At 58.9% G+C, this 25,589-nt stretch carries 24 protein-coding genes; 10 read left to right on the plus strand and 14 right to left on the minus strand.

The annotated features are described in order from the left end of the window. Position 1: 1 nt before the first annotated feature. From BM036_RS08435 to BM036_RS08460, 6 genes are read right to left on the minus strand one after another with little or no spacing between them, the layout of a single operon-like run. A complete protein-coding gene (locus tag BM036_RS08435) occupies positions 2-1,273 on the minus strand; it encodes an SAM-dependent methyltransferase (protein ID WP_091850442.1) in 1,272 nt (423 codons plus the stop codon). Then, the gene (locus tag BM036_RS08440) at positions 1,261-2,217 is read right to left on the minus strand and encodes a DUF1365 domain-containing protein (protein WP_091850444.1); all 957 of its coding nucleotides are present in this window, start codon (positions 2,215-2,217) and stop codon (positions 1,261-1,263) included. The genes BM036_RS08435 and BM036_RS08440 overlap by 13 nt, the downstream gene beginning before the upstream one ends. Continuing rightward, entirely contained in the window at positions 2,214-3,479 is a 1,266-nt protein-coding gene (locus tag BM036_RS08445) for an NAD(P)/FAD-dependent oxidoreductase (protein ID WP_091850446.1), read from the minus strand. Before BM036_RS08445 ends, BM036_RS08440 begins: the two co-directional genes overlap by 4 nt. Beyond that, positions 3,476-4,273 (minus strand): SDR family NAD(P)-dependent oxidoreductase, encoded by a 798-nt coding sequence (locus BM036_RS08450; RefSeq protein ID WP_091850448.1) that lies wholly within the window; start codon positions 4,271-4,273, stop codon positions 3,476-3,478. The genes BM036_RS08445 and BM036_RS08450 overlap by 4 nt, the downstream gene beginning before the upstream one ends. Next, positions 4,270-4,746, minus strand: coding sequence for a nuclear transport factor 2 family protein (locus BM036_RS08455; protein ID WP_091850450.1), 477 nt, complete (start codon positions 4,744-4,746; stop codon positions 4,270-4,272). Before BM036_RS08455 ends, BM036_RS08450 begins: the two co-directional genes overlap by 4 nt. After that, positions 4,743-5,696 carry an acyl-CoA desaturase gene (locus tag BM036_RS08460; RefSeq protein ID WP_091850452.1) on the minus strand — a complete coding sequence of 318 codons (954 nt, stop codon included), beginning with the start codon at positions 5,694-5,696 and terminating at the stop codon, positions 4,743-4,745. Before BM036_RS08460 ends, BM036_RS08455 begins: the two co-directional genes overlap by 4 nt. A 114-nt stretch (positions 5,697-5,810) precedes the next feature. Here BM036_RS08460 and BM036_RS08465 point away from each other — a divergent pair, with 114 nt between their 5' ends. Next, complete coding sequence (locus tag BM036_RS08465) at positions 5,811-6,860, plus strand: NAD(P)/FAD-dependent oxidoreductase (protein WP_091850455.1); 1,050 nt, start codon at positions 5,811-5,813, stop codon at positions 6,858-6,860. Between the two features lie 12 nt (positions 6,861-6,872). Here the strand turns inward: BM036_RS08465 and BM036_RS08470 are convergent, their stop codons facing one another. Continuing rightward, positions 6,873-8,342, minus strand: a complete 1,470-nt coding sequence (locus BM036_RS08470) for an HD domain-containing protein (RefSeq protein ID WP_091850457.1) — start codon at positions 8,340-8,342, stop codon at positions 6,873-6,875. A gap of 119 nt (positions 8,343-8,461) precedes the next feature. Between BM036_RS08470 and BM036_RS08475 the strand changes: the two genes are divergently transcribed. The 6 genes from BM036_RS08475 to BM036_RS08500 all read left to right on the plus strand — a co-directional run bounded on the left by BM036_RS08475 (position 8,462) and on the right by BM036_RS08500 (position 13,223). Further along, positions 8,462-9,703, plus strand: coding sequence for a PP2C family protein-serine/threonine phosphatase (locus BM036_RS08475; RefSeq protein ID WP_091850459.1), 1,242 nt, complete (start codon positions 8,462-8,464; stop codon positions 9,701-9,703). A gap of 51 nt (positions 9,704-9,754) precedes the next feature. Further along, a complete protein-coding gene (locus BM036_RS08480; RefSeq protein WP_091850461.1) occupies positions 9,755-10,246 on the plus strand; it encodes an STAS domain-containing protein in 492 nt (163 codons plus the stop codon). A gap of 57 nt (positions 10,247-10,303) precedes the next feature. After that, positions 10,304-11,398 (plus strand): NAD(P)H-dependent glycerol-3-phosphate dehydrogenase, encoded by a 1,095-nt coding sequence (locus BM036_RS08485; protein ID WP_091850463.1) that lies wholly within the window; start codon positions 10,304-10,306, stop codon positions 11,396-11,398. Between the two features lie 3 nt (positions 11,399-11,401). Continuing rightward, positions 11,402-11,854 (plus strand): SixA phosphatase family protein, encoded by a 453-nt coding sequence (locus BM036_RS08490; protein WP_091850465.1) that lies wholly within the window; start codon positions 11,402-11,404, stop codon positions 11,852-11,854. Positions 11,855-11,991: 137 nt separating this feature from the next. Beyond that, complete coding sequence (locus BM036_RS08495; protein ID WP_091850467.1) at positions 11,992-12,555, plus strand: DUF1285 domain-containing protein; 564 nt, start codon at positions 11,992-11,994, stop codon at positions 12,553-12,555. Between the two features lie 206 nt (positions 12,556-12,761). Beyond that, positions 12,762-13,223 carry an FKBP-type peptidyl-prolyl cis-trans isomerase gene (locus BM036_RS08500; protein WP_091850469.1) on the plus strand — a complete coding sequence of 154 codons (462 nt, stop codon included), beginning with the start codon at positions 12,762-12,764 and terminating at the stop codon, positions 13,221-13,223. Positions 13,224-13,375: 152 nt separating this feature from the next. On the opposite strand, the gene BM036_RS08505 is transcribed toward BM036_RS08500, so the two are convergent. Continuing rightward, positions 13,376-15,028, minus strand: a complete 1,653-nt coding sequence (locus tag BM036_RS08505; RefSeq protein WP_091850586.1) for an electron transfer flavoprotein-ubiquinone oxidoreductase — start codon at positions 15,026-15,028, stop codon at positions 13,376-13,378. Positions 15,029-15,750: 722 nt separating this feature from the next. On the opposite strand from BM036_RS08505, the gene BM036_RS08510 reads away from it, so the two are divergent. The 3 genes from BM036_RS08510 (at position 15,751) to BM036_RS08520 (ending at position 18,872) form a co-directional block, all read left to right on the plus strand. Further along, positions 15,751-16,500 carry an electron transfer flavoprotein subunit beta/FixA family protein gene (locus tag BM036_RS08510; RefSeq protein WP_091850471.1) on the plus strand — a complete coding sequence of 250 codons (750 nt, stop codon included), beginning with the start codon at positions 15,751-15,753 and terminating at the stop codon, positions 16,498-16,500. Next, complete coding sequence (locus BM036_RS08515) at positions 16,501-17,442, plus strand: electron transfer flavoprotein subunit alpha/FixB family protein (protein ID WP_091850473.1); 942 nt, start codon at positions 16,501-16,503, stop codon at positions 17,440-17,442. A 161-nt stretch (positions 17,443-17,603) separates the two neighbouring features. Then, complete coding sequence (locus tag BM036_RS08520) at positions 17,604-18,872, plus strand: saccharopine dehydrogenase family protein (RefSeq protein WP_091850476.1); 1,269 nt, start codon at positions 17,604-17,606, stop codon at positions 18,870-18,872. A gap of 40 nt (positions 18,873-18,912) precedes the next feature. Here the strand turns inward: BM036_RS08520 and BM036_RS08525 are convergent, their stop codons facing one another. The 6 genes from BM036_RS08525 to cydB form a co-directional block, all read right to left on the minus strand. Then, complete coding sequence (locus BM036_RS08525; RefSeq protein ID WP_091850478.1) at positions 18,913-19,305, minus strand: CBS domain-containing protein; 393 nt, start codon at positions 19,303-19,305, stop codon at positions 18,913-18,915. 10 nt (positions 19,306-19,315) lie between these two features. Beyond that, a complete protein-coding gene (locus tag BM036_RS08530; protein ID WP_091850480.1) occupies positions 19,316-19,669 on the minus strand; it encodes a transcriptional regulator in 354 nt (117 codons plus the stop codon). Next, complete coding sequence (locus BM036_RS08535; RefSeq protein WP_091850482.1) at positions 19,666-21,159, minus strand: DUF1538 domain-containing protein; 1,494 nt, start codon at positions 21,157-21,159, stop codon at positions 19,666-19,668. Before BM036_RS08535 ends, BM036_RS08530 begins: the two co-directional genes overlap by 4 nt. An 89-nt stretch (positions 21,160-21,248) precedes the next feature. After that, entirely contained in the window at positions 21,249-22,892 is a 1,644-nt protein-coding gene (cydC, locus tag BM036_RS08540; RefSeq protein WP_091850484.1) for a thiol reductant ABC exporter subunit CydC, read from the minus strand. Then, the gene (gene cydD / locus BM036_RS08545) at positions 22,885-24,585 is read right to left on the minus strand and encodes a thiol reductant ABC exporter subunit CydD (protein WP_091850486.1); all 1,701 of its coding nucleotides are present in this window, start codon (positions 24,583-24,585) and stop codon (positions 22,885-22,887) included. The genes cydC and cydD overlap by 8 nt, the downstream gene beginning before the upstream one ends. Next, on the minus strand, positions 24,586-25,587 hold the full coding sequence (cydB, locus tag BM036_RS08550; protein ID WP_091850487.1) for a cytochrome d ubiquinol oxidase subunit II: 1,002 nt from the start codon (positions 25,585-25,587) through the stop codon (positions 24,586-24,588). Between the last annotated feature and the right edge of the window lie 2 nt (positions 25,588-25,589).

Raw genomic sequence — 25,589 nt, forward strand, 5'->3', positions numbered from 1 at the left:
ATCAGCTACCGGCGACGTTTGCGATCAGGTGAGCCCGTTTGTTTTCCGGCTTTGCCATCAGGATCTGGTTAACGCCAATAGCCCGTTCACTGAAGCCAGCCTCGCAATAGGCAAAGTAGAACTTCCAGAGGCGCCGGAACGACTGGTCATAGCCAAGGGCTTCCAGTTCAGGGGTACGCTCGTCGAAGCGGTTGTGCCAGTCTCGGAGGGTGCGGGCATAGTGGAACCCGAAGTCCTCGGCGTGGGTCATCACCAGGTCGGACTTGCGACCCATGGACTCGAGTATCGCGCCAAATGACGGAATGAAGCTGCCAGGGAAGATATAGCGCTGGATAAAATCAACGTTTTTCAGGGCCCGCCGGTAGCGCTGTTCCGGCATGGTAATGGCCTGCACCAGCGCCAGCCCGTCAGGTTTCAGCAAGCGGCTGATCTGGTTGAGATAGCTGTCCAGGAACTGCGGCCCCACCGCCTCGATCATTTCAATGGAGACCAGCTTGTCGAACTGGCCTTCCAGGTCCCGGTAGTCATCAAACAACAGTGTCACCCGGTTTTGCAGCCCTTCCGCCTCAACCTTTTCGCGGGCCATGGCAAGTTGCTCAGCGGAGATGGTTGTGGTGGTGACGTGGCAGCCGAAGTGTTTGGCTGCATAGATGGCAAATCCGCCCCAGCCAGTACCGATTTCAATGACCCGGTCGCCGGGTTTCAGCTCCAGCTTTCGGCAGATAAGGTCCAGCTTGTAGATGGCGGCCTCGTCCAGCGTACTGTCCTCACCAGGGTACACCGCCGATGAGTACATCATGGTCGGGTCCAGGAATAACTCGAACAGCTCGTTGCCGAGGTCATAATGGGCCGAAATGTTCTTTCGCGAGCCCGTGGGTGTATTGCGGTTAAGCCAGTGGAGACCCTTGAGCGCAGGCTTGGTGACCCAGGCAAAACGATCTTCGAAAGCGTTCATCCGGTCCACGTTGCGGGTGAAGAACCGGAGCAGGGCTGTCAGGTCCGGGGAACTCCAGTCGCCGGCTACGAAGGCCTCCGCAGCGCCGATACCGCCACCGGTCAGCAAGTCCCGCCAGGCCGAGCCATCGTGAATGTCCAGCCTTGCAACCGGCCAGCGCTGGTCACCATCGCCGAAAACCTGTTCCGGGCCGCCCGGCTCCCGAACTACCAGCTGCCCGGCCCCCAGCTGCCCAAGCTGGCCGCATACCAGGTGACGGGCAACACGGGTCATCAGCGGCAGACTCTGGTGTGCAGCCTGGTTTTCTATGTTCTCCATGAAGTAATCCTCGTAACAGTGTCGCAGGCGGAGCCATTTGAATCGGGGGAGCCCTGGTCGGGGTCGATTTTCCGGTTGTCCCGGCCCCGGTCATCCCTCCCCAGCCCCCGGCTGGGGTGATCGGCGGGAAGTTTGTCCGGGTGGGTATGGAAAGGTACCCCCTTGAGTTTCAGGCGAAGGGCATGCCAGTAAATGCCGGCCACTACCTTGAAAGACTCAACCGGAAAGCGCATCAGGCTCCTGTATACCGTTTTACGGGTAAGGGGGGTGCGCCGGACCACCAGGGTGGCATCAAAAACCCGGCTTTTTGCACGCTCCTTTCCTGATTCGGCCCCGCTCACGTTCATGTGAATCCTCAGTTCCGGGCCCCGGAAACTGAAAGTCCACTGATAGCTCTGCTCCATGGGATTGAAAGGTGATACGTGGAATCGCTTGTCGAAGCCGGCCTTAACCGACCGCCATCCGCTATTGCTGACGGGGACATCGCCCACTTCGAGGCAGTACACGTGCCGTTCATGCCAGGGGGTATTGGTGATCTGGGCGAGAATCACCCGGGGTACTGCCCCGTTAGCCGGGTCGTCACCGTGGCGATAACAGAAATAGAAACTCACCGGGTTGAACACATAGCCGAAATGCCGCGGATGGGTAATCAGTTCCAAAGGCCCGTCCGGTCGCCACCTGGTGGCAGTCTCCACCCGGTCGCGAACAGCCTGTTGGATGTCTGGTATGTGGGGGTCGAGGTAATCCCGGCGGCGTAATGACAGAACGTTGAAGCTTTCCACCGATACCAGGGGACCCAACTGATCGAACACCGACCAGTCGGCCAGGTTCAGGGCCAGCATGCCGGTGCGGTACTGGAATTCATGGCGAACCGGAGACCGGCGCCGATGCCTTACGGTACCGGTGAGCCAGCTACTGGCAAGGGCCGGAGCTGTCGTGGTCACAACCTTACCCCGAAGGCGTCTGCTACCCGCAGCGCACTGCGTACGCCATCCTCGTGGAAGCCGTTAAACCAGTAGGCTCCGCAATAGTGGGTACGGTTCTGGTTGCCAATCTCGGCGTACCGTTGCTGGGCGGCTACGCCCTCAAGGGAGAACACCGGGTGGGCATAGGTATAGCGCTCAATCACCCGATTCGGGTCAATGTCATGGCTACGGTTGAGGGTGACACAAAAGGTTTCCGGGGCGTCGTGGAAATTCTGCAGGATGTTCATGTTGTAGGTGACAGAAACCGGCTGATCCGGTTTCTGTGGAATGTAATAGTTCCATGCTGCCCAGGCGCGTCGATTTGAGGGAAGCAGCCGGCTGTCGGTGTGAAGAACCACATCGTTGTCCTGGTAGGGAATCGCTGACAGGATCGATAACTCCTGCTCCGTGGGGTCCCGGAGCATGGCGAGGGCCTGGTCGCTGTGACAGCCAAAAACAACCTGGTCAAAACGGTGATCCTTGCCCTGGGCCCGAACCGTCACACCGTCAGAATCCCGGATAACCGACTCCACTGGACTGTTCAGCCAGGTGCGATCGCCCAGGCGCTCCATCATGCGGTTAACGTAGGTCACTGAGCCACCTGAAATGACCCGCCATTGGGGACGATCATCCACCGAAAGCATGCCGTGGTTGTTGAAAAACTGCAGGAAGAACCTGACGGGGAACTGCTCCAGCACGACTTCGGGAGCTGACCAGATAGCCGAGCCCATGGGTACGATGTAGTAGTTCCGGAAGTAACGGGAAAAACCATGTCGGTCCAGGTAATCGCCAAGGGTCTGGGTGTCGTCCAGGGTGCCTGCCTCCAGGTCAGCCCGGGTCTGCCGATTGAACCGGAGGATTTCCCTGATCATCTTCAGAAAGGGGAGGTTGGCCAGGTTCCTGCGCTGGGCAAACAGGGTATTCAGGCTGGTGCCGTTGTACTGCAGACCGTTCGCTGGCGAGTCAACGCTGAAGCTCATGTCGCTGTCTTCGGAAGCGACCCCAAGCTTGTCCATCAACCGGATGAAATTCGGGTACGTCCAGTCATTAAATACTATGAAGCCTGTGTTCACCGGCCACTCCCGGCCACCGGCGCTCACCATTCGGGTGTTGGTGTGGCCGCCGGCATAGTTACCTGATTCAAACAGCGATACATCGTGTTTTTCGGAAAGCAGCCAGGCTGCCGTGAGCCCGGAGACTCCGGCGCCGATAACCGCGATACGCTGGGGGGTATTGCTCATGGTGATGGGTTTTCCTGGGTGGTGTTTCGGGCCATTTTCGCGGCCATTCGGTCGATCAGCCCCTGGGGCAGGTTACCCAACAGGCGCAGGGTCCAGGTAAAGCGTTTCGGGAATTCAATGGAATGCCGGCCCTTGCGCAGCCCGTCCACGATTCTCTCGGCGGCATCATCTGCTTCGATCAGGAAGGGCATGGGGAAGTCGTTACGGTCGGTGAGCGGCGTCCTGACGAACCCGGGAGACACCAGGAAGACCTCTATACCTTCCCGTGCCAGGTCAGCACGTAATGACTGGGCGAAGTAGGCCAGTGCAGCCTTTGACGCCCCATAACCCTCCGCGCGAGTAAACGGAAACCACCAGGCCGACGAGCCGACAATGACCAGTGCTGCAGGGCGACCAGAGGCACGCGTCCGGCGGAGGTGGGGCAAAATCCGTTCAACGGAACGCACGGTGCCCATAACGTTGGTTTCTATATTGCGCCCGACCAATCCGGCGTCGAACTGATTCACATCAAGATACTCACAGGTGCCGGCGTTCAGAATGGCCAGGTCGACAGGACCTGCTGCTGCCAGTACTGGTTCGATCTGCTCCAGGTCTGATGTCTGTGTGGTATCTGCCCGGGCACTTTTGAGACGCTCCGGAGCCAGTGCCACCAGTTCATCGAGGGCAGGTTGCCGCCGCCCTGTCAGCACCAGTGAGTGACCGTCTTTAATGAGTCGCCTGGCGAGTGCCTCACCAATACCGGAGGTAGCACCTGTGAGCCAGATGCTGGATGGCGTCTGGAGAAATTGGCTCATGACGCATAGTTCCGGATCCAGCGTATGGCGCCGCCCAGCAACGGCAGGTTGCCGTAGAGCAGTTCCGCGCCGTCAAAATAGTCCCGGTGATAGTTCACACGGCCGGCCTCGATGGTGAGGTGGGTCATTCCGTGGACAGTGATTTCGCGGCCACGTCGCAATTTCGGGTGTTCCAGGTGCATCACCCAGGCAAGGCAGGCGTGGTCGCGGCTTATGATGACCTCGGCAAAGCTGAACCGGCACGACCGGACGTTGGTGTAGACTTTTTCGAAATAGGCCTGCAGTTCCTCACGGCCAGTGACGGTTCCGAAAGGATCAGTGAACCGAATGTCGGTACTGTAGACCTCTGCCAGCCCGGTAACGTTGCCGGACGACAGGGTGTTGAACAATCTCTGAAACCGTTCGACCGTTGCCGAGGCCGTTTCGTTCTGGTGGATATCTGTGGCAGTTGCCGTTGTGCCTTGAATAGTCATGGGGTCCTCCGCTGCAGGTCAAGACGGCGGGTTTCATCGCGGATGGTCTGGGGAACCGGCTTAAGGTCGTGGATAATGCCGACCTTTGACAGCAGCCAGAGTCCGTAATAGGTCAGGTCAATTTCATACCAGCGAAAGCCCTGGCGCGCGGACTGGGGCCAACGGTGATGATTGTTGTGCCATCCCTCACCAAAGGTGATCAGTGCAAGCCAGAAATTATTACGGCTGTCGTCGGGGGTATCAAAGCGCCGGGAACCCCACACGTGTGACAGGGAGTTGATGGAGACCGTGGCGTGGAACAGAGCGACGGTAGAGATAAAGAACCCCCACACCAGTAGCTGCAGGCCGTTGGTGCCCAGGCCGGGAGCCCAGGCCGCCAGTGCCTCGCCAAGGGCGAAGATCGCCACCGCAAAGGCAGCGGGCACCAGGGCGTCGAAGCGGTTGATAAAGCGCAGCTCCGGGAATCTCATCCAGTCCTTGACCCGTCGTTCTTCGGTTCGGAAAGCGGCGTCACAGGTAAACCAGCCCACGTGGGACCACCAGAACCCGCCCTGATGGGGGGAGTGAAGGTCTTCCTTACCATCCGAATGCTGGTGATGGTGCCTGTGGTGAGCCGCCCACCACAGGGGGCCGCGCTGGGCTGCGCTGGCGCCGAGGATGGCAAACACCAGTTGCCAGCCGCGACTGGTCTTGAACGTCTTGTGTGAGAAATACCGGTGATAGAATCCGGTAATGGCGAACATTCGAATGGCGAAGAACCCCGCAGCAAACACAACTGCGAAGGTACTGACCCCGGTGTAGAACGCCAGCAGACAAGCCAGGTGAAGGACCATGAAGGGTATTACCCGGACCACACTGAAATGCCGGGAGGTTAGGTCAAGATGATCCGATCCGGCCTCGGAATCGAACCATCTCAGAATGTCCGTGAACCAGGACTGAACTCTGGTCATACAGCTAAAACCTTTTCTGACTGTTGTAACGGGCTTGGGCTACAGACGCTGTCACCAGACAGCATCGTTGGCATTGATACGTAATCGACTGCTATTTCGGATGTTTGGATAACCATGATTCATACGCAAGCGACTCAGGATGTTATACGACGACTGGCCGTCGTCGGTTCAGGGCTTGCCGGCCTCACCGCGGCCCGCAAGTTAGTGGCCGCGGGGGTAGACGTCACCCTGTTTGAAAAAAGCCGTGGCCCGGGCGGACGCATGGCCTCGAAACGACTGACTGACCCTGCAGACTCGTCGGCGGACATCGGTGCACAGTATTTCACCATCCGCAATCCTGCGTTTCTTGACTTCCTCACCGAACATGCCGGCACCGGGTGCTGGGGGCAGTGGGATGGCCGCTTCCGTTATCAGGGTGCCGATAACGGCTGGCAGAACATGCGGCCGGCGGAGCGTTACGTGGGCATACCCCGGATGTCTGCCATCACCCGGGCCCTGTCCGCAGGCCTTGATGTCAGAACGGGTGTTCGCATCGCCTGCCTTGAGCGGGACACGGATGAGCTATGGCAGTTAAGGGACACCGAGGGGGCGGTTCACCGGGGCTACGATGCTGTGCTGTTAACCCCGCCGCCGGCCCAGACTGTGGACCTCCTGAATGACAGCGGCCTGGCAAGCCTGGCGGATGATTTCAACATCCAGATCAGTCGTATGCAGGCCTGCTGGACAGTAATGGCGTATTTTCCGGATGGCGCCGGTGCGGACTTCGAGGCACTGATGCCGAACAGCCGAGTGCTCAACTGGGCGGCCAACAACTCCAGCAAGCCCGGACGCGAGGATCAGGGTGAATGGTGGGTGCTCCACGGCGACCCGGACTGGTCTGACGCACACACCGAGGCAGACCCTGACCAGGTTGCAGACCGGTTGGTAAAAGAGTTTCGTCACTTCGGTGCTATCGAGGCAATGCCCGGTACGGTAAGGGTACACCGCTGGCTCTATGCGAGGCCCAAGGCAAGGACAGGCCCCGGGCAGCTGTGGTTTGAGCGTGAGCGCATCGCCATTGCCGGTGACTGGCTGGACGGTGGACGTGTCGAAGGGGCCTTTAACAGCGCCGACAGCCTGGTGAAGCGCCTTGCGTCACTAGGTGTTCTGCCGGACAGCCCCTGACGACTGCCCGGTTCACTCGGTCTCCGTCACCTGCTGTGGCCTCAGATAGAAGTGGGTAATGGTGCCGTCACCAAACTTGCTGAAGAACGCGCTGACTTCACTGATGCGACGCAAGCTACGGCGGCGGCTCACCGGATCCCGCACCAGCACCTGGATGCCATCGAAGTTCTCACCAATGCGGGAGAACTTTGCCCGCATGGTGCAGGTCACCACATCCGCTGGCGGAAGTTGTAATTCCCGGGCCAGCCAGTGACGGTGGGCACCAATTTCGTCTTCCCCCAGGTTCTCCCTGGTGTCCAGGTGCCGCAGCTTAACCCGGTCCACGATACACCGGGAATAGCTTTCAGGTCGACGGCGGGCGATGCGCCGGAAGGCTTCCCAGAAAAAGCTGTCGGTCAGGTCGGCGAAGTACTGCATGTCACTCAGGCATGTATTGACCCACTCGAAGATTTCCGGGTCTTCCAGTGCTTCATTGATGGCCTCCCGCAACAACCAGTCAAAACCCAGCGCGGTCTTGTGGGCATAGACCTTGCGATACATCTGGTGGCGGCTGTATACGAAGTCCTCCAGTGCTCCCAGCCCCTTGTGGGTGATGGCGAGACCCAGCCAGGGTGTACGTGTATCCCAGCCGAAACGCAGGTTGCTGAGCAGGTGATCCAGGTTGAAACCGCCAATGGTCACGGAGGAGTGGAAGCCATCCCGCAGCATATAGTCTGCCCGGTCAGCGTCGATTTCCCCGGACACAATGGATGACAGCATCGTCATGACCAGCGCCGGGATATCCGCCCGCCGTAATCGACCGGCCTCAGAATCCTCGCCGGCGATAAACTCCCAGAAGGTATGGGCATGGCGTGAAAAGGCCTCACTGGGGATTACCTCGGTTGTCTCCATGATCCCCATAACGTCCTGCGCATGCAGTCCGGCCTCTTCCAGGTCAATGCTGGTGAGGATGTCGTGGGCCACCCGCACCGAATAGTGCTCGTGTTCCAGTTCTTCCGGTGGTGCCCGGAAATAGGTCCGGTAATCCGCACCTTCCCAGAGCTGTTCAAAACGACCGGGCTGGGCCATCAGGTCGTGGATGCGCCTGGCCTGGGTAAACTGGTGGGAAAAGCTGGAGTGCCCGCTGTCGTGGAGCAGGCAACCCAGGCGAATGGTCTTGGACAGGTAGTCAATCGCGTCCAGCTGGCTGAGGGTCAGGTCGACCTGCTCGCTGAGTTGTCTTTCTCGCAGGTAGGCATCGATCATAGCCCGGAACATGCGGCCGCCAACGTGCATGACTCCAACGCTGTGCAGAAAGCGGGAGTGGGTCGCTCCGGGAAAGACCAGGCTCAGGATGTCATTCTGGCAGATATTCCTTAGTCTCTGGAACAGCGGATGGTCGATAACCTGTATTTCGTGGCGATACAGGGGAATGCCCCCGTGAACCGGATCCATGATGATCTTGTCATAGGCTCCGAGAAGGTCGTTTACCGCCCTGCGCATGATGAAACCTCGCGGGAAAACAGTGTGGCACTTGTTATATCACACCACCGTGCCAGAATACCCGGTATAAGCAGTGGCTTATCCAGAACAAGACCCGAGATGACTTTGAAGGCCAACGCATGACATCGCGCACCGAGCGCATACTGATTATCGACCCGGACGAGGCTGCCCGGGCAGAACTCGACCGTTACCTGGTGTCCCGGGGATTCTATGTGCATGGCTATGGCAGTATCACCGAGGCTCGTCGACTGTTTGAGGACCGGCCACCGGATGTCATCTTTGCGGACCTGCCGCCAGCAACCATCTCCGAGCTTACTGCCTGCCTGAAGGACGAAAGCGGCTTCCTTCCGCTGATTGCCTATTCCCACGCCAGCGAGGCCAGCCAGGTCATCGAGGCCTTGCGTGCCGGCGCGGCGGACTTCATCCGCAAGCCGCTGTCGGACAGGTCCGTGGTAGAAGATGTGCTGGGCCGGCTGTTTGACCGGGTGCGGGTCCACCGACTTAACCAGCTTTACCGGCAAGAGCTTGAAGAAGCCAACTCCGACCTCAGGGAAGGCATCTCCGAGTTGCGGGCGGACCAGCGGGCCGGGCGCAAGGTGCAGATGAAAATGCTGCCGGACCGGCAGGTCATCCTTAACGGCCTTGCAATTGATCACCTGATCAAACCGTCCCTGTTCCTGAGCGGCGATTTTCTTGACTATTTCCGTATTTCCGACGACGAAACCCTGGTCTATATTGCCGATGTCTCCGGGCATGGTGCCAGTTCTGCCTTCGTGACGGTGCTGCTCAAGAACCTGACCAACCGTCTGCAGCGAAACCTGCGTCGGGGTTCCTCAGATGACATCCTTTATCCGGCGCGGTTTCTTCAGCGTATCAACTCGGAGTTGCTGGATACCGGCCTCGGCAAGCACGTCACGGTATTTGTGGGCATTATCTCCGCGTCCAGGCGAACCTTGCGCTACGCTGTCGGTGCCCACTTCCCGATGCCGGTGATTGCATTTGAAGACAGTGAGACCCGTTTCCTGGAAGGTTCCGGACTCCCGGTGGGACTGTTTGAGGACCCGGAGTGGGACGAGTATGAGATTCCCTTACCGAGGCCGTTTCACCTGATGCTGTTCTCGGACGGTATACTGGAAGTACTGGACGCGGAGAATCTGGATAAAAAGGAACGGCAACTACTTGAACTCATATCAGGAGGCCGTCACACTATCGCATCGTTGAGTGAGGCTCTGCACCTTGAAAGCACGTCAGAGCTTCCGGACGATATAGCGATCGTGTCTGTCACCGATATAAGACTGACCGATCCGGATCTGCAAGGTGTATCGGTCACTGATGCCGGGAAGCCGGCGGGTGTCAGGTAAGCCAGGCTTACCGGGCGTTTCCGTTTTGTCGAACGACTGGCAGTAGAAGACATGGCTGGCTACAAGATTCTGCAGGCTGAGAAGCAGGGGATTTACGTCCTCAAGTTTATTGGAGAAATCCGTCTCAACCTGTGCTCGACGCTGGACAACCTGGTGGAATCCATCACGTCCGATCCCGCGTTCAAGACCGTGGTAATCGATCTGACCGAAACCGAGGTGATTGACAGTACCACCCTCGGACTGCTGGCCAAGATAGCCATGGCCGCCAAGCGGCAGAGCCATTTTCTGCCAACCCTGATTTCCACCAATCCGGACATCACCCGAATCATCACGTCGATGGGGTTTGACCGGATTTTTATTATTGTGCGTGAGCCTGCCTCGCGTATCGAGGAACTCGAAGAAATTCCCGTGCTGCGTGCCAGTGAGCAGGAAGTACGGGACAAGGTACTGGATGCCCACCGTGTACTGATGGGGCTGAACAGCCGCAACCGGGAAGAGTTTCACAACCTGGTTCGTGCCCTGGAGTGTGAGGATACGGGCTGAGTTCAGCACAGGCGCCAGCTACGCCCAATGACACGACAGGGCCGATACGGAAGCACTATGTCTGAAACTACACGGCCCGGTAACGGGCACACCTCCGCAAACACTTCCCGGTCATCTGACAGTAAACACGACGTTGCCGTCCTTGGTGGCGGCAGCTTCGGCACTGCCATGGCCAAGGTGTTGTGCGAGAACGGCCACCGTGTGCATTTCTGGATGCGGGACGAGCAGCAAGTCCAGGAACTGAAGGAGAATCGCACCAACAGCCGTTACATGCCCGATGTCCGCATCGAGGGCGACCTCCTGCCCACCACTCGCTTTGCCGAGACCCTCGCGAACGCCGAGATCGTGTTTGTTGCCATTCCCAGCAAGGCCTTCCGGGATGTCATTCGCGCCCATGCCGGCGACTTCCGGCCGAACCAGATCGTCATCAGTCTGACCAAGGGGATTGAGCGGGAGGGTTTCAGGCTGATGAGTGAAATTCTCCAGGAAGAAATCCCCCGTACACGCATCGGTGTATTGAGCGGCCCCAACCTGGCCGCTGAAATCGTCAACCGGGAGTTGACTGCAACGGTTATTGCGGCGAAAGACCCGGACGTAAGGCGAACCGTCCAGGAGTTGCTGGGCTGTGATTATTTCCGGGTCTATGCGAACGTCGATATCTACGGGGTTGAGCTGTCGGGGGCGCTCAAGAATATCTATGCTATCGTGGCGGGAATGGGAGCGGCCCTGGATCTGGGAGAGAACGCCCGAGCCATGTTGCTCACCCGCAGCCTGGCCGAGATGAGCCGCTTTGCGGTGAGCCTGGGCGCGAATCCCATGACGTTCATGGGCCTGGCTGGCATAGGCGACCTGGTCGTAACCTGTACCTCCTCCAAGAGCCGTAACTTCCGGGTTGGCTATGCGGTGGGCAAGGGCGCCCGCCTGGAGGACGCCGTGGCGGAGCTTGGCCAGGTAGCCGAAGGCATCCATACACTGTTACTGGTCAAGGAAAAGGCAGAGAGCGTGGGCATCTATATGCCACTGGTACGGGGCCTCTATGACATCCTCTATGGCGGCGCCTCCATAAAGGCCGTTATCAATGGCCTGATGACCGCTGTCCAGAACTCCGATGTGGAGTTCATTCTTCCCAGAACCCTGGCAGGGCAGCGCTGAGTCGTGAAAGTACTGGTGATGCGCCATGGTGAAGCCGGCTGGCACTCCGTTGACCAGCAGCGCGAGCTCACCGAGGCAGGGCGCTATGGAACGGGCAGGGTGGTTCACCAGATTGCAGAGTCCCCCTGGCGTCCCCGGGAGATCTGGTGCAGTACCTTGATTCGTGCTCGCCAGACCGCCGCAATAGCTTCCGAGATACTCAACTGCAGGGTCACCGAGAAACCCTTCCTGGCACCGGATGACGATCCGGGCCTCTGCCTGGATGCGCTGCTGGAAGAGTCGCCGGCAACTCGGGTGTTGATTATCTCCCACATGCCCCTGGTGGGTGCCCTGGCTACGCTGCTTGTGGATGCCCATCGCCAGGGCATTCCGTTCATGACCAGTCAGGCCGTCGCCCTGGAGATGCCGGTGGTGGGCCCTGGCTGCGCCGACCTGAAAGCCCAGTTCCTCCCCTGATTCCTTGTCATGCCTTACCGCCGGACGGCTTCGTGACAGGGCCCGATGAAGGGTTGCAACTTTCCGTGTCCGGCCCCATTTTTACCCCATAAGATGACTTAGCCCGTATCGTTTCAAAAATCCTTCAGGAGAGACCCATGAGCCAGGACCCGAAACGTCTCGCAGATCAGGTGAAAGCCGCTGCAGAAGGTGCCAGCCTGCCACCTATCGAAAAATGGAACCCGGAGCTTTCCGGCGATATCGATATACGAATCGCCCGCGACGGAAACTGGTATCACGAGGGCGAACTGATCCAGCGTGAAGCGATTCCGCGCCTCTTCTCCACCATCCTTCGGCGTGAGGATGACGGCGAGTACTACCTGGTTACGCCGGTAGAGAAATGGCGCATCCAGGTGGAAGACACACCATTACTGGCCCACAGTCTGGAAGTGGCCGGAACCGGCGAAGAACAGGTTCTGGCAGTGACCACCAATTTCGGCGAACGCCTGTTACTGGGTCAGGATCATCCCCTTGACGTGGGCACCTATAACAGTGATGGCAGCCCGCGCCCGGTCGTTCAGGTGCGGCGCGGACTGGAAGCGAGGCTGGTTACTGCTGCCTATTACGAACTGGCAGATCTCCTGGTCGAGCAGCCCTCCGGTGATAGCGCTGCACTTGGGGTCTGGAGCAATGGTGAATTTTTTCCGGTAGGTAACGGTTGAAATACGCCCGCCTGGCTCCACCAATGGGTGCAACACGGTAGAAAACGCAGTCTGACCCTTGTTAGACTGTCTTTTAGATCTTGTTACCGAGCCCGGCTCTCTAACGAGGCCCGGTGGTCGTTAGTTCCTCTGTGCAGTCCGACTGTTCAAGATCATCGATCATCCGTTTTTACATTTACAGTCATTGCGACATGCAAGGAGAAACCATGGCCCAACCTCGCGTTGTTACCATTCACTACACACTGACCAATGATCAGGGAGAAGAGCTGGACTCCTCCCGCGTGGAAGGTCGTGAGCCACTGTCGTATCTCGAAGGTGCACAGAACATCATCGGCGGGCTGGAAAGCGCGCTGACCGAAAAGGACTCTGGCGACCAGGTCAAGGTATCCGTTGATCCGGCCGAAGGTTACGGCGAAAAGAACGACGAACTGATTCAGCCGGTTCCGCGTTCCGCGTTTGAGGGTGTCGACACCATTGAGCCTGGTATGCAGTTCCAGGCACAGACCCCGGGTGGCCCCCAGATTGTTCGTGTCGTGGAAGTCAACGACGAAACCGTCACCATTGATGCGAACCACCCGCTGGCCGGCGAAACCCTCCACTTTGACGTGGAAGTGGTAGAAACCCGTCCGGCAACCGACGAAGAGCAGGAGCACGGTCACGTGCACTGATGCCTTCCGTCAAGGTTGCGTAAGAAGCGGCTCCTACGGGGGCCGTTTTTTTATGTCCGCAGAAAAGCCGGCTGCCAGAGAGGGGCGGGCGTATTCTACGGGCACAAAAAAGGCCGGAGCGAACCCCGGCCTTACTGCTATCCGATACGCTTTTACATGTTCGGGTAGTTGGGACCACCGCCGCCTTCGGGCGTCACCCAGGTGATGTTCTGGGCCGGGTCCTTGATATCACAGGTCTTGCAGTGAACACAGTTCTGGGCGTTGATCTGGAATTTCTTGCCACTGCCGTCCTCCGCTTCTATTACCTCGTACACACCAGCCGGGCAGTAACGCTGCGCTGGCTCGTCGTACTTGGGCAGATTGTGCTCGATGGGAATCGACGGATCCTTCAGCCTCAGGTGAATCGGCTGATCTTCCTCATGGTTGGTGTTGGAGATAAACACCGAGGAGAGCTTGTCGAAGGTCAGGGCATTGTCCGGCTTCGGATAGTCGATCTTCTTGCACTGGTCCGCCGGCTTCATGGTGGCGTAATCCGGAACGGTATCACGGAAGGTGATCGGCAGCGGACGCCCAAGAATGTTCTGCTCAACAAATGCAATCGCGCCCCCGACAACCTGGCCGAACTTGTGAATGGCTGGGCCGAAGTTGTGCTCCTGGAACAGCTCCTTGTAGAGCCAGCTGTCCTCGAACTGCTTCTGGAAGCCGGTGATCTCTTCACCGCTCTTGCCTTCCTTCAGGGCTTCGAAAACAGCCTCAGCACCCAGCAGGCCGGATTTCATGGCAGTGTGGGAGCCTTTGATCTTGGAGAAATTGAGCGTACCAGCGTCGCAGCCCAGCAGCAGGCCGCCGGGGAAGCTCATTTTCGGCAGGGCATTCAGGCCGCCCTTGGTGATCGCCCGGGCGCCATAGGAAACACGCTTGCCGCCTTCCAGGTACTTTTTGATTTCCGGGTGCAGCTTCAGGCGCTGCATCTCATGGAACGGGCTGACATGGGGGTTGCTGTAGGACAGGTCGGTGATCAGGCCCACGTAGACCTGGCCATTTTCCAGGTGATACAGGAAAGAACCACCGGTGGTGCCTGATTCGCTCAGGGGCCAGCCGGTGCTGTGTACCACCAGGCCCGGCTCATGCTTCTCGGGATCGATGTCCCACAGTTCCTTGATGCCGATACCGTAGTGCTGGGGATCCTTGCCTTCATCCAGTTTGAAGTCGTTGATCAGGCGCTTGCCCAGGTGGCCGCGACAGCCCTCGGTAAACAGGGTGTACTTGGCGCGCAGTTCCATGCCGGGCATGTAGCCGTCTTTCTCGCTGCCGTCACGGGCAACGCCCATATCGCCAGTGATAATACCTTTCACCTGGCCATCTTCAACGATGGTCTCGGCGGCGGGGAAGCCGGGATAGACTTCAACGCCCAGCGCTTCAGCCTGTTCGGCCAGCCAGCGGCACAGGTTGCCCAGACTGATGATGTAGTTGCCTTCGTTGTGCATGTTCTTGGGAACAAAGGCATTGGGAATCTTGGTGGCCTTGTCCTGACTCTTCATCAGGAAGATGTCATCCCGGGTAACCGGAGTGTTCAGGGGAGCGCCACGCTCTTTCCAGTCCGGAAACAGTTCGTTCAGGGCAGTGGGCTCGAATACGGTGCCGGCGAGAATGTGGGCACCGATTTCGGAGCCTTTCTCAACAACACATACGGTCAGTTCCTCGCCGGCTTCCTGGGCAAGTTGCATCGTGCGACAGGCTGCCGAGAGACCCGCAGGTCCTCCGCCGACGATCAGAACATCAAATTCCATTGATTCGCGTTCCACGTTGGTCTCCTCAAACATCTCATCAGTTGAACAGAAGGAATCTGGCACGTTCGGGCGCCGACCGGATTCAGCCGGGGCAGGTGATGCGCCGGGCACACACTGCGTCTGTCCCTTCATCTATTTGGTTTATTGAACATGTCACATGTTCGTGGCCAGGGCCCGGCGTGGCGTACCCGCGCTCAGGGCAAAGGGCACATATTACCGGACAACTGGCTGATAAACGACAGTTTAACCTGCTTTTTGCTTAGTTCAAACGCTCGTTTGAATATGGTGCCGGTTTCTGGCAAGGTTTGAACGCTCCGGTTACTACCCCGATCAGGAGGAAACCAACCGGATAGCAAGCAAAGCTAATCTTACCATATTTTGCGAAACAGTGTTTCAATAACGCAATCAAAACTGGCTTTTAAGGGTCAAAATCAGAACATGCGATCCGGAAAAATACCGCAAAAAAGCCCTGAAATGCCTTGCAAAGCCGCCGCAATGCTGCATTTGCTATTGACCCACCGGGTCTTTGCCTTCAGTATTATGGCGCCCTGACAGCAGGTCCAACGGAGTTTTGCTGTTTGAATCAAGGTTCGGCCGCGGCGTCTCGAGCGGTCGGAGCGACAGGAATCATGAATGCTCTGGTGTTGCCAGCCCTGGCGGTTCGTTTCCCGGGTGGTTCCGGCGAGAGTCTTTCTGATTACGAGTCATTAAACCCATCGTAGAAGAACGAGGAATCTATGAAGGTTCTGGTCGCTGTAAAACGAGTTATCGACTACAACGTGAAGGTGCGCGTCAAGCCGGACAACTCCGGTGTTGATCTTGCCAACGTCAAGATGGCAATGAACCCCTTCTGTGAAATCGCGGTTGAAGAAGCGGTTCGCCTGAAGGAAAAGGGCGTTGCCAGCGAGATCGTCGTGGTTTCAATTGGCCCGAAGGCTGCCCAGGAGCAGATCCGCACAGCCCTGGCCCTCGGTGCTGATCGCGGTATCCACGTGGAGACTGACGAAGAAGTCCAGTCCCTGGAAGCTGCCAAGCTGCTGAAGGCGATTGTCGAGAAGGAAGAGCCGAAGCTGGTTATCCTCGGCAAGCAGTCCATCGATTCCGACAACAACCAGACTGGCCAGATGCTGGCCGCCCTGACCGGTATGGCCCAGGGTACCTTCGCGTCCGAAGTTGTTGTAGATGGTGAAAAGGTCAACGTAACCCGTGAAGTTGACGGCGGCCTGATGACCGTTTCCCTGAACCTGCCGGCTGTGGTCACCACTGACCTGCGTCTGAATGAGCCGCGCTACGCTTCACTGCCGAACATCATGAAGGCCAAGAAGAAGCCGCTGGACGCCACCACCCCGGCTGACCTGGGTGTCGATATGGCCCATCGCCTGGAAACCGTCAAGGTTGAGGCGCCTGCCGCACGCAAGGCTGGTATCAAGGTAGAAGACGTAGCCCAGCTGGTCGACAAACTGAAGAACGAAGCGAAGGTGATCTAAATGAGCATCCTGGTATTTGCTGAACACGATAACAGCAGCCTCAAGCAGGCTACCCTGAGTGTCCTGGCTGCTGCCAAGGAGATCGGTGGCGATATCGACGTTCTGGTTGCCGGCGAGAACTGTGGTGCGGTTGCCGAGCAGGCCGCGAAGGCCGAAGGCGTTAACAAGGTACTGGTTGCCGACAACGCTGCCTACGGTCACAACCTGGGTGAGAACCTTGGCGAGCTGGTCGCCGAAGTAGGCAACGGTTACAGCCATATCCTGGCCGCTGCCGGTACCACTGGCAAGGACTTCATGCCGCGTGTTGCTGCGTTGCTGGACGTTGCCCAGGTATCCGACATCATGGGCGTCGTTGACGCTGACACCTTTGTTCGTCCGATCTATGCCGGTAACGCCATCGCGACCGTCAAGTCCAAGGACAGCACCAAGGTGATCACCGTTCGCCCGACCGGGTTTGATCCGGTTGCCGGTGAAGGTGGTTCCGCTTCTGTCGAGAACCTGGACGTGGTCAAGGATGCCGGTATTTCTTCCTTTGTCAGCGAAGAACTGGCCAAGTCTGACCGTCCGGACCTGGCAAGCGCCTCCATCGTTATCTCCGGTGGCCGCGGCATGCAGAACGGCGAGAACTTCAAGATGCTCGAGCAGGTTGCTGACCTGCTGGGTGCGGCTGTTGGTGCATCTCGCGCGGCTGTTGACGCCGGCTTCGTGCCTAACGACATGCAGGTCGGCCAGACCGGCAAAATCGTTGCTCCGCAGCTATACGTTGCCGTGGGCATCTCCGGTGCTATCCAGCACCTGGCTGGTATGGGTGATTCCAAGGTGATCGTTGCGATCAACAAGGACGAAGAAGCCCCGATCTTCCAGGTTGCAGACTACGGCCTGGTAGCTGACCTTTTCGAAGCTGTTCCACAGCTTGAAGAGGAACTGAAGAAAGTCCTGTAAGGGCTTGTTTCAGATGAAAAAGGGGCGCTTCCGGGCGCCCCTTTTTTGTCCCCGGAAGAAAGAAACGTCCCGCTTACATCATGCCCGCCTTCGCTCTGCTATCCTTGCAGACTCCCGGACCATGTTGACCAACTTCCCCTCACCCCAAAGGAGCAACTGCCATGGAAACTCCGTTTGATATCGTGCTGTTCGGCGCTACCAGCTTTGTCGGAAAGATCCTCACTCGCCGGATGGCTGAACGTCATGGTTTTGGAGACGGGAAGGACTCACAGGGTAACGAAGGAAAACCGGTACGCTGGGCCATTGCCGGTCGTTCCAAGGCAAAGCTGGACAGGTTGAAAGATGAGCTGGGCCCGGCAGCCGTCAACCTGCCCATGCTCATTGCAGATGCTGGCGACGCGGATTCCCTGAACGCCATGTGCGAACAAACCCGGGTCGTTGTCTCCACTGTGGGCCCCTACGCACTTCACGGCGAGCCCCTGGTCCGGGCCTGTGTGGAAACCGGGACGGACTATTGTGACCTGACCGGTGAAGTGCAGTGGATACGCCGGATGATCCAGCTTTATGAGGAGAGGGCGAAGGTCACCGGCGCAAGGATCGTTCATTGTTGTGGTTTTGACTCCATTCCTTCCGACATGGGGGTGTGGTACCTGCAGCAGGAGGCCATCTCCCGTTTTGGTCAGCCCTGCCAACGCGTGAAAATGCGAGTAAAGGCCGCCAAGGGTGGTCTTTCCGGGGGCACCGTCGCCAGTCTGATGAACGTCATCAAGGAAGCCGCCTCCAACAAGGCACTTCGAAAGGAGCTTGCGAACCCCTTCTCCCTGTGTCCGCCAGACCATCGTTCTGTCACTCGCCAGCCCAGCGTCAAGGCGGCGGAGTTCGACCATGACCTGGAATCGTGGGTGGCGCCGTTTCTGATGGCCGCTATCAACACCCGGGTGGTGCACCGCTCCAACGCATTACTGGACGCCTGTTACGGAACCGAGTTCCAGTATGACGAGGCAATGATGACCGGGCGCGGCCTGAAAGGACGGGGAAGGGCGCTGGCAGTTGCCGGTGCCATGGGCGGTTTTGCCCTGGCAACCGCCATCAAGCCCACCCGCTGGGCCCTGGAACGATTCGTGCTGCCGGAACCCGGCGAGGGTCCGGACCAGGCAGCCCAGCAAAAAGGCTTCTACGACCTGCGATTTATTGGCACCACGGAGGGTGGCGAGAGCCTGACGGTCAAGGTGACCGGCCAGGGCGATCCGGGATATGGTTCCACCAGCCGAATGCTCGCCCAGGCGGCGGAATGTCTTGCCTTTGATGTGCCAGAGGATGCAGTGGGCGGGTTCTGGACGCCGTCGAGCCTGATGGATGGCGACCTGCTGAAGCGATTACAGGCCAACGCGAAGGTAACGTTCGAGGTTTTGACAGCCTCGACTGCCTGAAACCCACAGCACCCTGCAGCCCCTGTTCTAAAGGGGGCTGTTAACTTTCCATTCTCTCGAACAGTGCCGCCATAATGTCGTCCATCGTCACGAACCCCAGCAGGCGGTTGTCTTCCAGTACCAGCAGACGTTTCACCCGGTGGTCGCTCATCAGAGCAGCCACGTGGCGCAACCCGAGACTTTCGCCAACGCTGATTACCGGCTTCGCGCAGACGTCGTAAACGTTGAGCAGGTCGATATCACCGTCTTCTGCAATTACCGTCTTGAGAATGTTGGTGTAGGTGATCAGCCCCCAGGCATCGTGCTCGTTCTGTTGTTCTACCACCAGCGATTTCACACCATGTTGCTTCATCAGGGTTATCGCCTCCCGGATGGTGGCAAAGGGCGACACCTTGATTACTTCCCGAACCATCACGTCCCTAACTGTCAGCATCAGGTGGCTCCTATTCCTGTGAATCTTTGAGATGTTGCTCGAATTTCTCTACCTGGCTGAAATCGATCCCTCCCAGATGTTCAAGCGGAAGGGTAAACACGATGCCGCTAGAGTCCCTGTTGTCCGGCATGATCACTTTCTGGATAGCCTTGAGAATTTCCAGCGACAGGCCTTTTTCCAGCACCATCAGCAGGACGCTCTGGCTCCCATCGTAGGTAAGCCCAAAGAAGGTCTTGCGGGCGGTATTGCTGATCCCGCGGCCAGCCAGAACCGTGATACCACCAGCGCCCAATTCCCGGGCGGCATCGATGCATTCCTGCTCCAGGTCCTCAGGGACGATGGCCGCAAGCGCGGAAAATTTCATGATTCTACCTCACGTCGTCGGTTCATCCACTCGGCCAGTATGGCGTAGCCCATGACCGTCACAATAGGGAAGATCGAGGCAAAGGCAATAAGTCCAAAGCCGTCGATCAGTACATTGCGCCCCTCGATATTCGTCGCCAGGCCTATGCCGAGCGCAGTCACCAGTGGCACCGTGACTTCCGACGTGGTAACCCCGCCAAGGTCGTAGGCGAGGGCCACGATGTACCGGGGCGCCAGTAGCGTCAACAGTATGACCACGGTATACCCGCCGATAATATAAAAATGCATGGAGTCGCCGGCGATGATGCGGTGCACACCAATGGTGATACCAACCGCCACCCCGCAGGCCACCAGTATACGAATCACGTTACCGTTAATCTGGCCCGCAGCCGCCTCCTCAGCCTGCTGGCCTATAGCAATCAGGGCGGGTTCGGCCATGGTAGTGGCAAAGCCGATGGTAAATGCAAACAGGTAGACGAACAGGTAACCGTCAAGCCTGATCAGCTGCTCTGCCATACTGGTACCAATCGGGAAAAGGCCCAGCTTCAGGCCCACCACAAACGCGTAGAGACCAAGAATCACCAGTATGAAGCCGAAGGCAACACGGCGAGGGTTTGCGAGGGTCTTGCGTAACACCAGGTACTGGAAGATGAGCACTGTGGCGATGATGGGTAGCACATCCCGAACCATTCCCGCGAGTTCGCTGATTATCGTTGCAATGCCGGAAGCGGGTGAGGTTTCGCCGCCTGATGCGAGCAACGACACATCATCGGGCAGCTCTTCTTGTCCCCCATACACCACAATGCCGTACAACTGGACGGTAATCATGGGCACCATAACCGCAAGGGCCACCAGTCCGAATCCGTCAATTAACGGGTTACGACCGCGGATGGATGTAGCCAGCCCGATACCCAGCGCAGCAATCAGGGGGACCGTTACGACATTGGTGGTGACCCCACCGGAATCGTAAGCCAGACCCACGATTTCGGGCGGCGAGAACCAGGTAACAATGACAACGGTGACATAGCCGGTGATCATGAACCAGTGCAGGGGCAAGCCGAAAATCGTTCGAAACACCCCGAGTGCTGTCACAAGGCCCACGGAAACCGCGACCAGCATTCGCAGGGTGAATCCGTCAATCCGGCCGCCGCTGATCTCCTGGGCCTGCATGGCGACAGCGATCAGAGCCGGTTCGGCCACAACCGCCGAAAAGCCGAGCGCAAATCCGAAGGCCAGTAGCACCGGCACGGAACCCTTGCGGGCAAATTGGTTCGAGAGGCTTTTGCCGACCGGGAATATACTCAGGTCCAGGCCCTGGAGAAAAAGTGCCACACCGGCCGCCACGATCAAAAGGCCAACGATCATACTGGCCAGGTTATCGGGAAGCTGCTGAAGCACCAGCACCTGGAAGAAGGCCACAACCACCACGATCGGGAGGAGGTTTTTCAGTGCATGCAGGAAAGCATGGGAAAAGGCCTTCAGATAGTACACTTCATCTCCGGTGCAACTTGGTGGGGTGCGAAAGCTGAGGAGAAAAACTCTGGAATACAACGAGATATTGCCATTTTAGTTAACCCGCTTTACTGACTTCCGTCAAGGTTCAGCTGGATGTCGGTACCTGGCAAGGCGGCAGTATTGTGGCCGGCAAACACGCAGGTCCGTCCTTGTAGCCAGGGTTCCATGGACACACGGATCTGCTCGATGGTGGCGCTGTCCAAGCCTGTGAATGGTTCATCGAGCAATAGCAACCAGGAAGGTCGCAACAGGGCTCTGGCCAGGGCGAGGCGGCGACGCTCACCGCCGGATAGCCTCCGCCCCTGTTCGCCAATCATGCTGTAGAGCCCATTGGGTAACCGCTCCAGCAACGGCGTCAGTGCGACAGCGGCCAGTACCGCATTGAGTTCCTGGTCCGCGGCCTCCGGCTTTGCGATCCGCAGATTGGCGGCGACGGTATCGCTGAACAGGTGGGTACGTTGGGTCAGGTAACTGACACCGCTGCGCCAGTCCCTGGTGCTGGCCGGGTCAAGTGCTCGGCCTGCCAGTTTCAGCTCGCCGTGCCAGTTGTCGTTCAGACCCGCCAACACATCCAGCATCGTGGACTTGCCAGCGCCGGACCGGCCAATGAGGGCCAGGCGGCCGCCCTCCGGCAGTTCCAGGGAAACGGGGCGCATCAGGGCCTCTCCGTTCTGCTCCACAACCAAGTCGGCGAACTGCAGGTTACCCGGGCCAGGATGCGGGCCAGAATCGCCCGGGGAGCGGGACTCACCTTCACCGTTCAGACGGCCGGCCGCACCAAGGGTCGCCCCAAGACGGCTGAAGGCCGCCGGCAAACCGGTAAACGCTTCCCCGAGGCCCAGAACCGCCAGGGTAAACAGCAAGGCTACCGGACCGCTGAGCTCGCCAGATCGCCAGAGTGACAGCCCGGTCAGCATGGCAATCACTGACGCCAGCTGGACCGCCATCAAGGTCAAACCATTGGCCATTGCGGCCTGCCGCTCAACCAGCAAGCGCGTGTTATCCAGGGTGCGACTGTTGTGAAGCAGGGCATCGGCTTCCCTGGACCACAGGTGGGCGGCCTGGAGTTCTGCGTTACCCTCAATGACATCGACAAAGCGGCCACGCAGGGCTTCGGCCTGCTCGCCCTGGTTGCGAGACGGTGCCAGGGTGTGGCGGGCCAGCAGGTATAAAACCAGGGGTAACAGCGCCAGGGGCACCAGCGACCAGATCAGCGGAGGTGCTACCATGGCCATCACCAGGCCAGCGAGCAACAGACCGGCCAGGGCCAGTCCAGGCGGGGCGACCAGTTGCAGGTAAAGGGTGTCCAGCGCGTCAATATCAGCAATCAGTCGATTCAGCCAGTCAGCCGGGCGCTTGGCCCCAACCCGGTTGGGCCTGGTCATAGTCAGGCGGGAAAACAGGGTAACCCGCACATCGGCAAGTAACCTGAGCACGGTGTCATGGTTGTAAACCCGCTCCAGGTAGCGGGATACGGTTCGCGCCAGGGCAAAAAAACGTATACCGCCGCCCGGTGTGTAGATATCCAGTTGTGCCGCTACGCCGGCCGCCAGCAATAATCCGGTCAGGGCTGTGGCGGTGATAAACCAGCCCGACAGTGCCAGCAGGCCAATCCCTGCCAGCACCGTGGCAAACATCAGCAGGCCGCCAACCAGCAGCCTTCGCCAGCGGGCGGCAATGAGCTCAACCCAGGGCCGCAGTTCATTCATCCTGGAGTCTCCCGTCCACCAGGGTCAGACAACGGTCTGCGGCAGCCAACGCTGCCGGGTGGTGACTGGCCATAATGATGGTAGAGCCCTGATCCCGCAGTTGGCGAATGGCCTCCAGCAGGTAATGCTCGCTGCGGGTGTCCAGCCCGGCGGTAGGTTCGTCCATCAGGATCAGTGGGTAGCGTGCCAAAAACAGCCTGGCCACAGCCAGCCGGCGGGCCTGGCCACCTGACAGCCCCCCGCCACCTTCATTAACGGGTGTATCGAGTCCCCCGGGGCGCTGCCGGACCAGGTCACCCAGACCGACTTTCTCAAGGGCATCCAGCAACGTCTCGTCGGTTGCATCCGGTGCCACCATCCGCAGGTTACCGGCCCAGGTATCCTGCCGAATGAATGGTGTCTGCCCCAGCCAGCCAAAGGGCCGGGCCCCCGGTTCCTCACCGTTCACACGGACCACGCCGCTTGTGGGGGGCAGAAATCCGGCAATCAGGTGGAGCAGGGTGGACTTGCCCGAGCCGGAGGGGCCAGCCAGGGCAACCAGCTCGGCTTGACCTCCGCCTTTGCCGACCACCAGGGACAAGGGCTCAAGGCCGATGCTCCCGTCGGGAAAAACAACGGACGCATGAACCACTTCCACCACGGCAGTCCTGTTTCCGCAGGCCTGACCGGGCGAACCCGTGGTGGCGCCGGGACGCGTTGCAAGCCGTTGCTGCAACTGCGCTGCCGCGCCCAGCGCTGTCGCCCGGTCGTGGTAATGCTGTGCCAGCTGGCGCAGGGGCTGGTAGAACTCCGGTGCCAGTAGCAGTATGAACAGGCCCGAGAACAGGGTGAGCTCCGGGGACGGACCGTAGGAGATATAGCCCAGTAACCCGAAACCGATATAGATGGCAATCACTGCGATGGCAATGGAGGCGAAGAACTCCAGCACCGCCGAGGACAGAAACGCCACCCTGAGGGTCTTCATGTTTACCTGCCGGTACTGGTCGGTGGCCTCCGCAATCTCGCGGGTGGCGGCACCGGTGTATTCAAACAGCTGCAAGGTGGACAACCCCCGCAGGCGGTCCAGGAAATGACCGGACAGGCGTCCCAGGGTTTCCATGTGTTGCTGGTTCAGCTTCTCCGCTCCCATACCCACCAGGGCCATGAACAGGGGAATCAGCGGAGCCGACAATAGCAGGAACAGTGCGGCCAGCCAGTCCAGCCAGACTACAGTGACCAGTATCAACAGTGGCACCACCACCGAGAGCACCATCTGGGGAAGGTAGTGGGCGTAGTATCCGTGCAGTGCTTCTACCTGGTCCTGCCACTCTGACGCCAGGGTGCCCGCTGAGGACTGACCGACACCGATAGGGCCAAGGTGGTGAAAATGATCAAGCAGGTCCCGGCGCAGGGCCAGCCGTATCCGGTCACTGGCGCTGGCTGAAAATCGGTTCTGCAGGGCAACGGCGGCTGCCCGCACTGCAATGACGGCCAACACCATGATAACCACGGCAACCAACTGGTCTGGCGGCTGTTTGCCCACCAGTACCTGATGGGCAATCCAGGCCATTCCCCCCAGCTGGAAGAAAGATGCAACGGCGGCGAGGATGCCCGCCAGAGCGGCGGCTCGAATGACACCCAGGGCAGGGCGCTGGCGCTCCCTCAGCCAGCGCGCTGCCTCCCGGGAGGGTGTGTCGGGGGAGGGTTCAGGCACTCAGTGGTAGCCTTCCCCGGCACGGACCTTGCCGCGGAATACCCAGTAGGTCCAGGCGGTGTACCCCAGCACGACCGGGATCACGAACAACAGGCCCAGCAGCAGGAACAGCTGCGATCCATAGGCTGAAGATGCGTCCCACAGGGTGTAGTCCGGCGGCACTACGTAAGGCCATTTGCTGACGATCAGCCCAAGGTAGGTACTGATAAATAATCCCATGGTCGCAACAAACGGCATGCCGTCCTTGTGCCGGCGAGTGGCCCGGAAGATCTGCCAGGCGCAGAACAGGCCGAAGGCGGGGAACACCCAGATCAGTGTGATGTGATTAAACCAGCGGTCGCGCACGAACGGATCGACGAACGGTGTCCAGATGCTGATGATCGCAAACACCACCAGCACAGCCACCAGCAGAGGTATAACCAGTCTGCGCGCCCATTGCTGGAGTTCACCCTCGGTCTTGAGCACCAGCCAGGTGGCCCCCAACAGGCTATAACCGGCCAGCAGGCCAAGTCCGGTCAGCACGGTAAAGGGTGTCAGCCAGTCCAGCGCACCACCGACGTAGACGCCGTTTGCCGTTTCAAAACCTTCGATATAGGCACCGACCACGACGCCCTGGGCAAAGGCAGCAACGGTGGAACCACCGGCAAACGCCCAGTTCCAGAGGTAACGGGAGGTATTGGCCTTGAACCGGAATTCAAAGGCCACCCCGCGGAAAATCAGGCCGGCCAGCATCAGGAACACGCCGATGTACAACGCCGGCAGGAGAATCGAGTACACCATGGGGAAGGCTGCCAATAGCCCGGCACCGCCAAGTACCAGCCAGGTCTCGTTACCATCCCAGACCGGTGCCACGGAGTTCATCATCACATCACGGGACTCATCATCCGGCGCAAAGGGGAAGAGAATTCCCACGCCCAGATCAAAGCCATCCATCAATACATACATGATGACGCCAAAGCCGATGATGAATGCCCATATAAGGGCCAGGTCAAAAAGTTCCATAA

The organism is Marinobacter segnicrescens, assembly GCF_900111555.1.
Taxonomy (GTDB): domain Bacteria; phylum Pseudomonadota; class Gammaproteobacteria; order Pseudomonadales; family Oleiphilaceae; genus Marinobacter; species Marinobacter segnicrescens.

Coding starts and splice junctions, on each gene's coding strand:
- BM036_RS08435 (WP_091850442.1), bottom strand. CDS start 1,273: ATGGAGAACATAGAAAACCAGGCTGCACACCAGAGTCTGCCGCTGATG.
- BM036_RS08445 (WP_091850446.1), bottom strand. CDS start 3,479: ATGAGCAATACCCCCCAGCGTATCGCGGTTATCGGCGCCGGAGTCTCC.
- BM036_RS08450 (WP_091850448.1), bottom strand. CDS start 4,273: ATGAGCCAATTTCTCCAGACGCCATCCAGCATCTGGCTCACAGGTGCT.
- BM036_RS08455 (WP_091850450.1), bottom strand. CDS start 4,746: ATGACTATTCAAGGCACAACGGCAACTGCCACAGATATCCACCAGAAC.
- BM036_RS08460 (WP_091850452.1), bottom strand. CDS start 5,696: ATGACCAGAGTTCAGTCCTGGTTCACGGACATTCTGAGATGGTTCGAT.
- BM036_RS08465 (WP_091850455.1), top strand. CDS start 5,811: ATGATTCATACGCAAGCGACTCAGGATGTTATACGACGACTGGCCGTC.
- BM036_RS08470 (WP_091850457.1), bottom strand. CDS start 8,342: ATGCGCAGGGCGGTAAACGACCTTCTCGGAGCCTATGACAAGATCATC.
- BM036_RS08475 (WP_091850459.1), top strand. CDS start 8,462: ATGACATCGCGCACCGAGCGCATACTGATTATCGACCCGGACGAGGCT.
- BM036_RS08480 (WP_091850461.1), top strand. CDS start 9,755: ATGGCTGGCTACAAGATTCTGCAGGCTGAGAAGCAGGGGATTTACGTC.
- BM036_RS08485 (WP_091850463.1), top strand. CDS start 10,304: ATGTCTGAAACTACACGGCCCGGTAACGGGCACACCTCCGCAAACACT.
- BM036_RS08495 (WP_091850467.1), top strand. CDS start 11,992: ATGAGCCAGGACCCGAAACGTCTCGCAGATCAGGTGAAAGCCGCTGCA.
- BM036_RS08500 (WP_091850469.1), top strand. CDS start 12,762: ATGGCCCAACCTCGCGTTGTTACCATTCACTACACACTGACCAATGAT.
- BM036_RS08510 (WP_091850471.1), top strand. CDS start 15,751: ATGAAGGTTCTGGTCGCTGTAAAACGAGTTATCGACTACAACGTGAAG.
- BM036_RS08515 (WP_091850473.1), top strand. CDS start 16,501: ATGAGCATCCTGGTATTTGCTGAACACGATAACAGCAGCCTCAAGCAG.
- BM036_RS08520 (WP_091850476.1), top strand. CDS start 17,604: ATGGAAACTCCGTTTGATATCGTGCTGTTCGGCGCTACCAGCTTTGTC.
- BM036_RS08525 (WP_091850478.1), bottom strand. CDS start 19,305: ATGCTGACAGTTAGGGACGTGATGGTTCGGGAAGTAATCAAGGTGTCG.
- BM036_RS08530 (WP_091850480.1), bottom strand. CDS start 19,669: ATGAAATTTTCCGCGCTTGCGGCCATCGTCCCTGAGGACCTGGAGCAG.
- cydC (WP_091850484.1), bottom strand. CDS start 22,892: ATGAATGAACTGCGGCCCTGGGTTGAGCTCATTGCCGCCCGCTGGCGA.
- cydB (WP_091850487.1), bottom strand. CDS start 25,587: ATGGAACTTTTTGACCTGGCCCTTATATGGGCATTCATCATCGGCTTT.